General features: G+C 65.7%; 12 protein-coding genes. 4 read left to right on the plus strand and 8 right to left on the minus strand.

Going from position 1 to position 13,199, the window contains the following annotated elements; all coding sequences use genetic code 11:
• Positions 1–128 precede the first annotated feature (128 nt).
• The 4 genes from AC1D0I_RS14520 to AC1D0I_RS14535 form a co-directional block, all read right to left on the minus strand.
• The gene (locus tag AC1D0I_RS14520; protein ID WP_477395869.1) at positions 129–1,313 is read right to left on the minus strand and encodes an amino acid ABC transporter substrate-binding protein; all 1,185 of its coding nucleotides are present in this window, start codon (positions 1,311–1,313) and stop codon (positions 129–131) included.
• A 45-nt stretch (positions 1,314–1,358) separates the two neighbouring features.
• Entirely contained in the window at positions 1,359–2,006 is a 648-nt protein-coding gene (locus AC1D0I_RS14525) for a hydrolase (RefSeq protein WP_477395871.1), read from the minus strand.
• Positions 2,007–2,140: 134 nt separating this feature from the next.
• On the minus strand, positions 2,141–2,518 hold the full coding sequence (locus AC1D0I_RS14530) for a nuclear transport factor 2-like protein (protein ID WP_477395873.1): 378 nt from the start codon (positions 2,516–2,518) through the stop codon (positions 2,141–2,143).
• A 179-nt stretch (positions 2,519–2,697) separates the two neighbouring features.
• On the minus strand, positions 2,698–3,579 hold the full coding sequence (locus tag AC1D0I_RS14535; protein ID WP_477395874.1) for a helix-turn-helix domain-containing protein: 882 nt from the start codon (positions 3,577–3,579) through the stop codon (positions 2,698–2,700).
• A 368-nt stretch (positions 3,580–3,947) separates the two neighbouring features.
• On the opposite strand from AC1D0I_RS14535, the gene AC1D0I_RS14540 reads away from it, so the two are divergent.
• The 3 genes from AC1D0I_RS14540 (at position 3,948) to AC1D0I_RS14550 (ending at position 7,084) form a co-directional block, all read left to right on the plus strand.
• Entirely contained in the window at positions 3,948–4,829 is an 882-nt protein-coding gene (locus AC1D0I_RS14540; RefSeq protein WP_477395876.1) for an EamA family transporter, read from the plus strand.
• Between the two features lie 108 nt (positions 4,830–4,937).
• On the plus strand, positions 4,938–6,329 hold the full coding sequence (locus AC1D0I_RS14545) for an NfeD family protein (RefSeq protein WP_477395878.1): 1,392 nt from the start codon (positions 4,938–4,940) through the stop codon (positions 6,327–6,329).
• A complete protein-coding gene (locus tag AC1D0I_RS14550) occupies positions 6,326–7,084 on the plus strand; it encodes a slipin family protein (protein ID WP_095091267.1) in 759 nt (252 codons plus the stop codon). Before AC1D0I_RS14545 ends, AC1D0I_RS14550 begins: the two co-directional genes overlap by 4 nt.
• 44 nt (positions 7,085–7,128) lie before the next feature.
• Here the strand turns inward: AC1D0I_RS14550 and AC1D0I_RS14555 are convergent, their stop codons facing one another.
• Positions 7,129–8,058 carry a LysR family transcriptional regulator gene (locus AC1D0I_RS14555; protein WP_477395880.1) on the minus strand — a complete coding sequence of 310 codons (930 nt, stop codon included), beginning with the start codon at positions 8,056–8,058 and terminating at the stop codon, positions 7,129–7,131.
• Positions 8,059–8,155: 97 nt separating this feature from the next.
• Here AC1D0I_RS14555 and AC1D0I_RS14560 point away from each other — a divergent pair, with 97 nt between their 5' ends.
• Entirely contained in the window at positions 8,156–9,166 is a 1,011-nt protein-coding gene (locus tag AC1D0I_RS14560) for a zinc-dependent alcohol dehydrogenase family protein (RefSeq protein WP_477395882.1), read from the plus strand.
• Positions 9,167–9,391: 225 nt separating this feature from the next.
• Here AC1D0I_RS14560 and AC1D0I_RS14565 read toward each other — a convergent pair whose 3' ends face one another.
• From AC1D0I_RS14565 to AC1D0I_RS14575, 3 genes are read right to left on the minus strand one after another with little or no spacing between them, the layout of a single operon-like run.
• Positions 9,392–11,686 carry a xanthine dehydrogenase family protein molybdopterin-binding subunit gene (locus AC1D0I_RS14565; protein ID WP_477395884.1) on the minus strand — a complete coding sequence of 765 codons (2,295 nt, stop codon included), beginning with the start codon at positions 11,684–11,686 and terminating at the stop codon, positions 9,392–9,394.
• Positions 11,683–12,666 carry an FAD binding domain-containing protein gene (locus tag AC1D0I_RS14570; protein WP_477395886.1) on the minus strand — a complete coding sequence of 328 codons (984 nt, stop codon included), beginning with the start codon at positions 12,664–12,666 and terminating at the stop codon, positions 11,683–11,685. Before AC1D0I_RS14570 ends, AC1D0I_RS14565 begins: the two co-directional genes overlap by 4 nt.
• The gene (locus tag AC1D0I_RS14575; protein WP_184875278.1) at positions 12,663–13,142 is read right to left on the minus strand and encodes a (2Fe-2S)-binding protein; all 480 of its coding nucleotides are present in this window, start codon (positions 13,140–13,142) and stop codon (positions 12,663–12,665) included. The genes AC1D0I_RS14570 and AC1D0I_RS14575 overlap by 4 nt, the downstream gene beginning before the upstream one ends.
• Between the last annotated feature and the right edge of the window lie 57 nt (positions 13,143–13,199).

A 13,199-nucleotide genomic window follows, 5' to 3' on the forward strand; every position in this document is an offset into this window, starting at 1 on the left:
CGGTTACGCATGGAATGAATTGGAATTATTGGGTTTTGCGCGATGCAGCATGATCGCCGGCTTTTTCGTGGGTTGCCCGCACGGTTCGCTCCTCCCAAAGCCCAACGGGAAGCCGCAAGCAAAGCCCTTCACCCGGCAGAGCGGGCTTGCGCATAGGGAAAGATCAGCTCACCGGAGGCGAAGTCTGGTGGCGACACCACGATCTGCCTCGATCCGTTGCGGAACTGGCCAGCCTCATGGCCGGAGATGCCTTGGAACTGAACCTGGAGGACGCGTGGCCGCGCCCATTCGCCGTTCACCCCGAAGCGGACGGCGCCCATGACGGTGTCGAAGATCGCTTCGCGCGTGTATGCCGACAGGGCGGCGTCGTCGAAGCCGCCGGTCGCCTCGATTGCCTGGGCAACCACCTGCATCTGCGCAAAGGCGAGCGGCGCCATATAGTGCCCCAAGAGGTCGACGCCGGCATCGCCGGCTCGCGCCTGGTAAGTGTCCAGAAACTCCTGAACGCCGGGGAACATCATCCTGGAGACGGGGACCCAATATTCGTAGTTGACGAAGCCATTGAGCAGCGGGCCGAGCGCCGTCTTGACCGCCGTGTTCTGCGGCCCGATCATGCCGGCGCCAACCATCTTCGGGCGGAACCGGTGCGCATGGATGGCGCGCACCAAGTCGATCGAATCCTGAAGGTATGAACACAGAAACAAGAGGTCGCAGCCACTCTTGGCGACGGCATCAAGGACCGGCTTAAAATCGGTTGTCGTCAGCGGATAAGTGGCCTCATGAACGATGCTGAAGTCGTATTTGTCGGCGTTTGCCTTGGCGCCGAGAATGGGATTCCTGGAAAATTCCGCGTCGGCGGATAAGAGCGCCATCGTCGCGGGCCGAGGCCTCTGCTGCGCGGCGAGCGCGAAAAAGCCTTCGGTCAGTGCCGCGTTCGGATCCGGCCCGGTCGGGATCATGGCGAAATAGTTGGGATAGGCGAGCGCGTTGACGCCGAGGCCCATCAGGCCGACGAAGAAGCGCTGCCGTTCGATGATCAGCGGCATTGCCGGCAAAACCGTGTTGGTGCCGTAGCCGCCGATGACCAGGTCGACCTTGTCGTCGTCCATCATCCGCTTGTAGAGGCCAGGCACGAGCGAGGCGTCACCATGGTCATCGTGGCAGACGAGTTCTACAGGGCGGCCGAGCAAGCCGCCCCGTCGGTTGGTGTCTTCCCGCCAGATGTCATGCGCGAGCTGCGCCGACCGGCTGTTGCCCGCGAGCGGGCCGGTCAGCGACAGGCAGTAGCCGATGCGGATGGGCGCGGCGGACATGGCTAGCCTTTCTCGAAGTACGGGCCTCTTGACGTGCGGGCCTGTTCAGGCGCCGGCTTTGGCGCGGGTGGCGAGCAGCTGCATTTCCCAGGCGAAGGCGACGCCACTGGCACCGCCATGTTCGGCTACGACGCCGGCGACACCGGCGGCCGTGTCTTCGCGGGCCCAGTCGCGCTGCCATTCGCCCAGCACCGCCATCCAGGTGATCGGCACTGCGCCTGCGTTGACCATGCGGCGCACGGCCATGTCATGCGCCTCCAGCGAGACGCCRCCTGAGGCATCAGTGACGATGAACACGTCATAGCCTTCGCCCAGCGCCTGGATCGCCGGCATCGCCAGGCAAATCTCGGTGTAGAGCGCGGCGAGCACGAGCTGCTTGCGTCCGCTCTTCTTCACGATGTCGGTGACTTTGGGGTCTTGCCAGGTGTTGATAAAGGTGCGGTCGATCGGTTTCTGCTCCGGAAAGACATCCTGCAGCCCCTTGATGATGTAGCCGCCGCGCTCCTCGAGCACGGTCGTCAGGATCGTCGGTACATTGAAGACCTTGGCCGTCTTGGCCAGGCCAACGACGTTATTGACGACTATCGTCGGTTCGTGGCTGTTGAGATTGGTGAACTGATACGGTTGATGGTCGATCAGCACCAGGATGCTGTCTTCGGGGCGAAGCAGGGCTTCGAGGCCGGTTTTGGGCATGGGAAACTCCTTGGATCTGCGGGCGACTGGTTAAAGCGCGTCGTGTTGAAACGGCTCCAGTCGACGCGCTTTAAGTTTCTGTTTTTTGTGCATGTCGTTGTCCCAAACCGCTGCGCACTTTTGGGCGACATGCATCAGGCGCCGGCGGGATCGAGAAAAACGTAAAGGGAATGGATGAGGTCGCCCTGGAAATGCGCGACATCAGTGCCGGTCACGGCGACGGGACCGTTGGGCGGGCCGGATTGCCAGCGCAGCCGCCCGATGCCGTGGTGACCGACGGCAGGGCCGGTCGCCGTGAAGACGAAGTCTGCCGGCAGGCTCGACAGCAGCGCTTCCACCGCCTGATTGATAGCGATATGGCCCGTTGCCGCCGCATGCGGTTCATATAGCACCGCGTCGTCGGCATAGATTTTTGCAATGGCGCTCATCCGGCGGACGGCATCGCGCTCGCCGAACACGCGGGCAAGGTTAGCCTGCATCAGGGCATCATAGTCGATCGGTTCTGCGGTCATCTTCCACCTTCCGGATCAGGAGTTCCGGGGAGGCGGATGTCGCAAAGTGCTCAATCCGATGTCTCGCCTGCCCGGTCGAGGGACTATTGCTCCATCATAGGGCGCAACGCACTGTTCGATCCTGCTATTTCCAGCCTGAATCCGCTGTCGCCTTGCGATCGGCCGCTGTCACGTTGCGATCAGCTTTTGCGGTCGCGCCGCCACGTCGCCGGGGTCGCGCCGATGAGCTTGCGGAACGTGCGTCCAAAGTGCACGGCATCGGCAAAGCCGGTGGCCTCGGCCACCTGGTCGAGCGTGGCGCGGCTGTCGATGAGCAGTGCCTGCGCGCGCCGGATGCGGGCGTCGAGTTGCCAGCGATACGGCGCCATGCCGGTCGAGGCCTTGAACGCCCGACTGAAGTGCGATTGCGACAGGCCGGCCAGTGCCGCCAGCCGCACGAGGTCGACACGCTCGGGCAGGTGCGCATCGAGATGGTCGATGACACGCCGAAGCTGCCAGGGCGCCAGGCCCTTGGCGTCGGCGCCGGGCTCCAGCGGATCGACGAACAGTCGCGCCATGATCGCCACGGTCAGCCCATCGCCGTAGAGCTGCGCCGACGGATCGGTGTCGTTCACCACCTCGGCGAGCAGCTTGACCAGGGTCCAGATGCGGTCATCGGCAAAACGCAGCCGCGGCGTCGAGACCGCTTTGCGATCGAACCGGGTAGCCAGCCTTTCGTCCATGGCGGCGAAATCGAACATCAGCGTGGCGTCTCGAACGAAGCGGACGTCGGCGCTATAGCCCCACATCTCCATGCCGGCAGGGGCGAAGTCCATGTGCCTGGGCCTGTAGCCGGCGGGGCAAGGCTGGTTCTCGCGCAGCCGTGGTTCACACGGGCTGCCGACCTCTTCCAGCAGGGCAATTAGGCGGGTCTCCGTCCCGTGGGGAAATTGGTGAGCCACCCTGCCGGAGCCGCGCCATTCATTGACGTCGAGAGAAACGCCGTTCCAGGCCCGCCGCGCTGTCGACAGGCTGAGCACATTTTCGGGCAGAGGTGCGACGGCGTCGACGCGGGCGAGCACGGATCAAATCCTCCTGATGTCGAGAAGACCAGCCCTATGTAAGCGATGGAGCCTAAACCATAAGCGCCGTTGCGGCGAACACAGCGTCACCTGGTTCCACGGGCCGGCATCGGGCAACCGGCTCTTCCACCACGCCGGCAACCGCGGATCACCCCGCGGATGGCCGTCTGAGGTTCAAGGCCGGAGATCGTCGACGTCAAGACCGGCCCGCGGCTGGCATCGAGGCTGGCGACACCAGTGACCGGTTGGCGGTTGCCGGCGCCTTGCCCCATCAAGACGTCGGCGCTGTCTCACGACAGTCCGGCGCGTTCGGCCTATCGCGATGCCGCCAGGCGGGTTTGGTCCGGCGGCATGGAGGATGAGCCAAAGTGACATCGACGCCGGTTGCCCGTCGCGAAGCGGCCCCCTTGCCGATCGCCGCACTGATGGGCGCCATGGTGTCGATCCAGATCGGTGCCACCTTCGCCAAGGGCCTGTTCCCGCTGATCGGCGCGCAGGGAACGACGACGCTCAGGCTTGTCGTCGGCGCGCTGATGCTGATCGCCGTGCTGCGGCCGTGGCAGATGCGACCGTCGCGCGCCACCATGCCATGGCTGATCGCTTATGGCGTGACGCTGTGCGCGCTCAACCTTCTGTTTTACGCCGCGCTCGCCACCATTCCGCTCGGCATAGCGGTGGCGCTGGAGTTCTCCGGCCCGCTGCTGGTGGCGACGTTGACCTCGCGGCGTGCCAGCGACTTTGCCTGGATCGGGCTAGCGGTGGCCGGCATCTTGCTGTTGTCGCCTTTCGTCCATTCGCTGCAACCGCTTGATCCGACCGGGGTGATGCTGGCGCTGGCGGCCGGCGGCTTCTGGGTGCTCTACATCGTGCTCGCCCAGAAGGCGGGTGCTGAACTCGGCTCGCGCACCACAGCCTATGGCATGGCGATCGCAGCCGTGCTTGTGCTGCCCTTCGGTGCAGCACAAGCGGGAACCGCGCTGCTCGAACCGTCAATCCTGACCAGCGCGCTGCTCGTCGGGCTGTTCTCCAGTGCGCTGCCCTTCTGGCTGGAGATGGTGGCGCTGACCAGGATGCCGGCCCGCATCTACGGCACGCTGACCTGCCTCGAGCCCGGGCTGGGCGCGCTGGCCGGCTTCCTGTTCCTGCACGAAAGCCTGACGGCGCCGCAACTGGCCGGCATCGCCGCGGTGATTGCCGCCGCCTTCGGCACCGCGCTGACGTCGCGGCCGCCGGTCCCGTCACCGGAATAGCTCCCCACAAGGGAGATTGTGCGCTCAGCCGCGTTCGCATTCGCCGACGTCGCTCTCCTCTTGGACTTCGCAAAATACAACCCATATTGAATCCACGGAGCTTTGAGCGTGACCTTCGCGCGGGTGGCCCTTTTTGCCGCGGCCTTCGTCGCCGCAGCTGTCTTTTCTCCCTTCTCTTCGGCCGGGAGCGAGAAGGTTGCGCTGAGCGTCGCAATCGACGGCGCCATCGGGCCGGCAAGCACCAGGCAACTTGAGGAAGCGCTTGATGTAGCCGCCAAGCGGGGCGCCGAAGTACTCATCCTTCAGATCGATACACCCGGCGGGCTGGTCACCTCGATGCGCGAGATGATCGCCGATATCCTCGCTTCACCGGTGCCCGTCATCGGCTATGTCGCGCCGGCCGGTGGCCATGCCGCCAGCGCCGGCACCTATATCCTCTATGCCACCCATGTCGCGGCGATGGCGCCCGGCACCAATCTGGGTGCGGCGACGCCGGTCGAGATGGGCGGGCTGCCGTCGCTTCCCGGCGGCGACAAGGACAAGAGCGACAAGAACGACAAGGGCGACGAGAAGGACGCCACCGGGCGGCCGGCAGGCGATGCGATGATGGCCAAGGTGACCAATGATGCGGTTGCCTTGATCCGCTCGCTGGCGGAACTGCGTGGGCGCAATGGCGACTGGGGCGAGAAAGCCGTGCGCGAAGCGGCGAGCCTTTCGGCCAGCGCGGCGCTGCAGGAACATGTGATCGACTTCGTCGCCCACGACACCACCGAGTTGTTGCAACTGGCCGATGGGCGGACCGTCGATGTAGCGGGCAGGAAAGTGGTTCTGGCGACCAAAGGACTGCCGGTCGAGACGCTGGAACCTGGCTGGTTCATCCAGCTTCTCTCCGTCATCACCGATCCGAACGTCGCCATCATCCTGATGCTGGTCGGCGTCTACGCCATCATCTTCGAGTTCACCAGCCCCGGCGCGGTGGCGCCCGGCGTCATCGGGACCATCTGCCTCGTGCTTGGGCTCTATGCACTCAATCTCCTGCCGATCAATTATGCCGGCCTCGCCCTGATGCTGCTCGGCGTCGCCTTCCTCGTCGTCGAGGCCTTCAACCCCACCGTAGTGCTTGGACTCGGCGGCGTGGCCGCCTTTCTGCTTGGCGCCACCGTGCTGCTCAAGACCCAAGGTCCGGGCTTCGCCGTGTCATGGGCCGTCATCGGTCCCGCCGCCGCGCTGACGCTTGGGCTGGCGCTGCTGACGGGCACCTATGTCTGGGCGGCGCGCAAGAGCCTGCCCCGTGTCGGCGGTGAGGCCATGCGCGGACTGCCGGCCCAGATTCTCGACTGGCAGGGCGGCGAGGGCCATGTACTGGCCCAGGGCGAGCGCTGGCGGGCGAAGGCCGACGAAGCCATCGCACCCGGCGACAGCGTCGAGGTGACCGATGTCAGCGGCCTCGTACTGACCGTGCAGCGGCGCGACGCCGGAAGGAATGGAGCAAAGAAATGAGCATCGGTTACGTGGCCTATCTGTTGCTTGCGCTGGTCGTGGTCATGTTCCTGTCGGCGGCCATTCGCATCCTCAGGGAATATCAGCGCGGCGTCGTCTTCACGCTCGGTCGCTTCACCGGGGTCAAGGGTCCCGGTCTCATCATCCTCGTCCCCTTCATCCAGCAGATGGTCAAGGTCGATCTGCGGGTGGTGGTGCAGGATGTGCCGCCACAGGACGTGATTTCGCGCGACAACGTCTCTGTGAAGGTCAACGCGGTGCTCTATTTCCGCATCGTCGACGCCGAACGGGCGATCATCCAGGTCGAGGACTTCATGGCCGCCACCAATCAACTGGCGCAGACCACGCTGCGCTCGGTGCTCGGCAAGCACGAGCTCGACGAAATGCTGGCCGAGCGCGACAAGCTCAACAGCGATATCCAGGAGATCCTCGACCAGCGCACCGACGCCTGGGGCATCAAGGTCTCCAATGTCGAGATCAAGCATGTCGACCTGAACGAGAGCATGATCCGCGCCATCGCCAAGCAGGCCGAGGCAGAGCGGCTGCGCCGCGCCAAGGTGATCAACGCCGATGGCGAGCAGCAGGCGGCGGCCAAGCTGGTCGAGGCGGGCAAGATGCTGGCCGCCGAGCCGCAAGCCATGCAACTGCGCTATTTCGAGGCCCTGCACGACATCGCCGGCGAGCGCTCGTCCACGGTTGTGTTCCCGCTGCCGGTGGACCTGCTCAGCCAGTTCATGAAGCAGCAGGGAAAGTAGGGAGGAGCGTGTAATCATCCCCCTTTTGTGGGAGACCGGCGGCCTCACCGCAGCCAGGGCGGATCCGGCGCGAAGCGCTGGCCGATCCAGTCCGCGAAGGCGCGGGTCTTGGCGGCTTGTCCCTTGGCTGAGGGCGTGACGACATAGACCGCGCCTTCGTCGGCCAGCGTCCAGTCCTTCAGGATTGGCACCAGCCGGCCGTCGGCGAGCTCCCGGCCGACCAGCCAGTCGGTGCTCATCATCAGGCCGACGCCTTGCACGGCAGCCTCGACCAGCACCTCGGCGTCGTCGGAGACCAACGGCCCGGAAACCTCGACGCGCACGTGCCGGCCCTCGCGGTCGGTCATCTCCCAGGCCGGAAAGGTCTGGAAGCCGCTGAAGCCCAGGCAGGAATGTTCGAGCAGCGCCTGCGGTGTCTCCGGCCTGCCCCTTCTGGCGAGATAGGAGGGGGCGGCGCAGAGCAGCCGGCGCCGCGTCGCCACCTTGCGCGCCACCAGGCGCGAATCCTCCAACGCTCCGAGCCGCACGGCGACGTCGAAATTCTCGGCGACCAGATCGACGAAGCGGTTGGAGAATTCCGCCTCGATGCGGACATCGGGAAATTCGGCAAGGAATTGAGGCAGCAGCGGCCCGATCCACATGCGCCCGAATGTGCCGGGCAGCGCCAGCCGGAGCAGGCCGCGCGGGCGGCCGCCGGCATGTGCCGACGCGGCGGCCTCGGCCTCGTCGACAGCGGCGAGGATGGCGCGCACGCGCACCAGGAATTCGGCACCCGCTTCGGTCAGCGACACGCTGCGCGTCGTGCGATGGAGCAGCCTGACACCCAGCCGCTCCTCCAGTGATTGCAGCCGCCGCGACAGGATGGTCGCGTCGCGCCCCACACGCGCCGCCGCTCTGGTGAAAGAGCGCGCCTCGGCGATGGCCGCGAAGGCCGCCATTTCGGCAAGGGCCACTGGTTCGTGGGATTGCTGCATAACTCGCAGTATTCAAATGCAAAAGGCAATGATTATCTAGAGATAGCGCAGCAGCTAAGTTCACTCAACCCATCAATCGACCCACCGGAGTGAAACCATGAAAGCCATCGAACTAAGCCAACCCAGGCTGGACGCCTTCCGCGCCGCCACCCTGGCCACYCCCGAACCGCAGCGCGGCGAGGTGCTGATCCGCCAGCGTGCGGCGAGCCTCAATTTCGTCGATGTCGCGGTGGCGAGCGGCAATTATCCAGGACCGAGCTTTCCGCTCATCCCCGTCGCCGACGGCGCCGGCGAGATTGTTGCGCTGGGCGAGGGGGTTACGAGACTGGCCGTCGGCGATCGCGTCGTCGCCCACGCCAAGCCGCGCTGGATCGGTGGCCGGCCGCGCCCTTACGAGATGACGCAGATGCGCGGCATCTCGCTGCCGGGGTCGCTGGCCGAATATGTCGCGCTGCCGGCCAATTCGGTCGTGCCGGTGCCGGCGCATCTCTCCTTCGAGGCGGCCTCGACGCTGCCGATCGCCGGCACCACCGCCTGGAACGCCATCCGCGCCGCCGATGTCGGGCCGGGCTCGGTCGTCGTGCTGCTCGGCACCGGCGGGGTCTCGATCTTCACCTTGCAGCTTGCGAAAGCCGCCGGCGCCACCGTCATCATCACCTCGTCGTCGGACGAGAAGCTGGAGCGGGCGAAAGCACTCGGCGCCGATCATCTCATCAACTACCGCGCGACGCCCGACTGGGACGGCAAGGTGCTGGAGCTGACCGGAGGCCTCGGCGCCGACCTCGTCGTCGAGACCGGCGGCACCGCGACCTTCGCCCGTGCCATCAACGCCACCGCGCCCGGCGGGACGCTGTTCACCGTCGGCTTCGTCACCGGAGCCGAGGCCACGGTCAATCTGCTACCGATCATCATCAAGGCGTTGAGGGTGGTCGGCAACAACACCGGATCTGTGTCCGACCTTCACGACGCCGCTCGCGCCATCGGTGCAGCTGGGATCGAGCCGGTCGTCGACAAAGTGTTTTCGCCCAACCAAGCGGCCGAAGCCTACGCCCACATGGCCGCCGGCGGCCTGCATTTCGGCAAGCTGGTGTTCGGGCTGGAGTGGTGATCGGCGAAGATGGCGGAGCTGCCACTCTCCCCCTTGCGGGAGATGCCCGGCAGGGCAAAGGGGGGTGGGAAGGATCGCCAAACTTCGCGGTTACCACCTTCAACCGGAAATCACTGGACGGCGCGATTGTGATTGGGTTGAGATGCCGGCGGGACAGTACCCCCTCTGGCCTGCCGGCCATCTCCCCCGCAAGGGGGGAGATCGCAGCTTCGTCGCCGTCGCCCCCTAAATCAGCTTCTCCAGCGTGATCGGCAGGTCGCGCACGCGTTTTCCGGTGGCGTGGAAGACCGCGTTGGCGATCGCGGGTGCCACGCCGACGATGGCGAGCTCGCCGACACCCTTGCCGCCGAGCACCGAGGAGTGCAAGTCGGGAATGCCGACCGAGATCACTTCGATGTCTGGAATGTCGGCGTTGGTCGGCACCAGATAGTCGGCAAGGTTGTTGTTGACGATGCGGCCATGGCGGCGGTCGACGATGCCTTCCTCGAGCAGCGCCTGGCCGATGCCCATGATGATGCCGCCCTTCCATTGGCTTTCGGCGAGTTTGGGGTTGTAGAGCCGACCCGAATCCAGCGCCGATACCACGCGCGACACGCGCACCGTGCCGAAATCCTCGTCGACACGCACCTCGATGAAATGCGCGCACCAGCTGTGGCGGGAATAGTCGCCCTCCGTATGCGGCAGCGCCATGGCGATGGTGGTGTAGTTCTTGTAGCGATCCTGCGCCGTCGAATTGGCCGGCATGGTGTCGCCGGTTGCTTCGATATGGTCGCGGCCGACGCTGCCGAGCAGTTCGGCGATGGAGAGATCAGGGCCGTCACCGCGCGGCGATGAGATACGGCCGTTGGCGACCACCAGTGTGTTGGCCTGCAGCGCGTGGAACGGCGAGCGCGGATCGCTGATCGCCAGCCCCACCAGCTGGTCGAGCGCCGAGGTCGCCGCCTTGTAGACGGCGCCGGTCATCACGCCGGCCAACCGCGATCCGCCGGCGACGCCGGCGCGGGGGAAGCGCGAGTCGCCGAGCTTCACCACGACACTGTCGGCCGCCACGCCGACCGTCTCGGCGGCGGTCTGCGCCAGGATCGTGTAGGTGCCCTGGCCCATGTCGATCGAGGAGCTTTCGACCTCGACCGAGCCATTGGCGAGAATGCGCACGATCGCCTCGCCATAGGCGCGCCGCACCGGATAGGTGCCGGCGGCGACACCCCAGCCGATCAGCTGGTTGCCGTCCCGCATCGAGCGCGGCTGTGGTGTCCGCCTTGCCCAGCCGAAGCGTTCTGCGCCAGCAGCAAAAGCCTCGCGCAACTGCCTGGTAGACCAGGCTTTTTTGGCGTGTGGRTCCTGCTCGGCATAGTTTCTCAGGCGGATCTCCAGCGGATCGATGCCGACCTCATAAGCGAGTTCGTCGATGGCGCTCTCGATGCCGAAGGCCGAGGGGTTTTCGCCCGGCGCGCGCATGGCGCCCGGCACCACCGAATTCACCCGCACGACATTCTGCTTCGAGGAGAAATTCGGCGTCGCGTACATGATCGAGGTGACCGATCCCAGCGGCTCGACCCACATGCCGTCCATCGACGTCTCGTTGATGCCACGATGCACGATCGACTGGATTATTCCTCCCGCATCTGCGCCGATCGTCACCGTCTGGCGTGTCGCCGCGCGCCCGCCGTAGCCGGTGAATGTCTGCGGCCGCGTCATCACCAGCCTCACCGGCCGGCCGAGCATCTTGGCGGCACTTGCCGCCACCGCGCCATGGCTGAGCGCCAGCGCCTTGGAGCCGAAGCCGCCACCAATATAGGGCGAGACGAGCCGCACATTCTCGAACGGCACGCCGAACCATTCGGCATAGGTGCGCGCCATGCCGTCCAGCCACTGGCTAGGCTCCCATACGGTGAGCTTGTCGCCTTCCCACTGGGCGATCAGGCCATGCGGCTCCATCGGCGCCTGGTATTCGCGCGGCGTGTTGTAGGCGGCGCAAATCCTGACCGGAGCCGAGGCGAAGGCTGCCTGGGCGTCGCCCCATTCCTTGGTCATGGCATCGATCGGAATGCCGTCGCCGGCCTTGGCGTCGCTGAGGTCGACGATGGAAGGGGTCTCGTCATAGCTGACCTTGACCAGTGCCGCGGCCGCAACCGCCTGCTCGAAGGTTTCCGCGACGACCGCCGCGACATGCTGGCCTGAGAAGGTGATGTCGCGCGCCAAAGGGCAATAGGGCTTATCGGGCGGCGGTGTACCGAACCAGTCAGAGGCAGTCCTGAGGCTGATGATGGTGTCCGGCGTCAATACCTTGAGCACGCCGGGCGCTGCTTCGGCCTCGGCGGTATCGATCGAGCGCACCTTGCCTGATGCAATCGTGCTTTCGACCAGCACGGCGTAGGCGAGCCCTTCGAGCTGCTGCTCGACGGCATATTTCGCGGAGCCGGTGATCTTGGCCGGGCCGTCGACGCGCGACAGCCGGCCGCCAACGGCGTCGGCGCCGCCATCGGACGCATCACCATGTCTCATGTTGTGAACGGTCATGCGGTTTCTCCCATTTTCAGGATGGCGCGGGCGACGACGCGCGGCGCCAGTTCGATCTTGTAGTGGTTGGCGCCGTTGTCGACGGCGCCTTCGACGGCGAGCAGGCTGGCGGCGCGGACGGCGTCCGGTTCCAACACCTTGCCTTTCAGCGCCTGTTCCACGGCCCGTGCCCGCCACGGTTTGGTCGCGACGCCGCCCAGCGCCACGCGCAAATCCCGGATGGTGCGCCCGTCAGCCTCGAACTCGATGCCGACGGCAGCACTTGCCGCGGCGAACTCATAGGATTGGCGGTCGCGGATCTTCAGGTATGTGGAACGCCGGGCGGCGGCGGAGTTGGGAATCTCGATCGCGGTGATCATCTCGCCCGGTTCGATCGCGTGTTCCCTGTCGGGCGTGGCGCCGGGCAACAGAAAGAAATCGTCCACCGAAACCCGACGCTCGCCGAGATAGACGATCGCGTCGAAGGCGACCAGCGCGGTGGCGAGGTCACCTGGATACATGGCAATGCAGGCTTCGCTGGTCCCGAGTACGGCGTGTCCCCGCGTGACTCCGCCGATAGCCGAACAGCCGCTTCCGGGTTCCCGCTTGTTGCAGGCCGGGAAATTCGCTGGATCGCGGAAGTAGGGGCAGCGCGTGCGCTGCATCAGATTGCCGCCGATGGTCGCCATGTTGCGGATCTGCGCCGAAGCCGCCTGCCACAGCGCTTCGGAGACGGCGGGGAAGTGGCTCTTGATATCGGCATGGTCGGCGACATGGCCCATTTTGGCGAGTGCGCCGACGGTGGCGCCACTTGCGCTCACTTCGATCTTGTCCAGCCCCTTGAGATGGGTGATGTCGACGAGACTGTCGGGCTCGGCAACACCGCATTTGGCGAGATCGATGAGCGTGGTGCCGCCGGCGAGCAGCATCGCGCCGGGCAGGGCGGCTGCCTGGCGTGCCGCCTCGATCGAGCCGGCACGCAGATAGGAAAAATCTCTCATGACTGGACCTCCAGGGCTGCCTGGCGGACAGCGGCGACAATGTGCGGATAGGCGCCGCAGCGGCAGAGATTGCCGGCCATGTATTCGCGGATTTCTTCGTCCGAGCCGGCATGGCCCTCGCGGATGCAGGCGACCGCCGACATGATCTGGCCGGGCGTGCAATAACCGCACTGGAAGGCGTCCTGCTCGAGGAAGGCAGCCTGCACGGGATGCAGTTCGCCCTCCCGTGCAAGCCCCTCGATGGTGGTGACGGTGCGGCCCTCGGCCTGCGCGGCCAGCGTCAGGCAGGCCAGCACGCGCTCGCCGTCGACATGCACGGTGCAGGCGCCGCACTGGCCGTGGTCGCAGCCCTTCTTGGTGCCGGTCAGGCCGAGCCGGTCGCGCAAGGCGTCGAGCAGCGTGACGCGCGGCTCGAGCTGCAGGGTGTGGCGATCGCCGTTGATGTCGAGATGGACGGGAATTGTCGTTTTGGTCATGGGCGTCTGGCTCCAGTTGCTTGACGCGAGGTCGATTGAGCTGATGTTGGGCGGGCG

It is taken from the genome of Mesorhizobium sp. P2_D1, assembly GCF_056404455.1.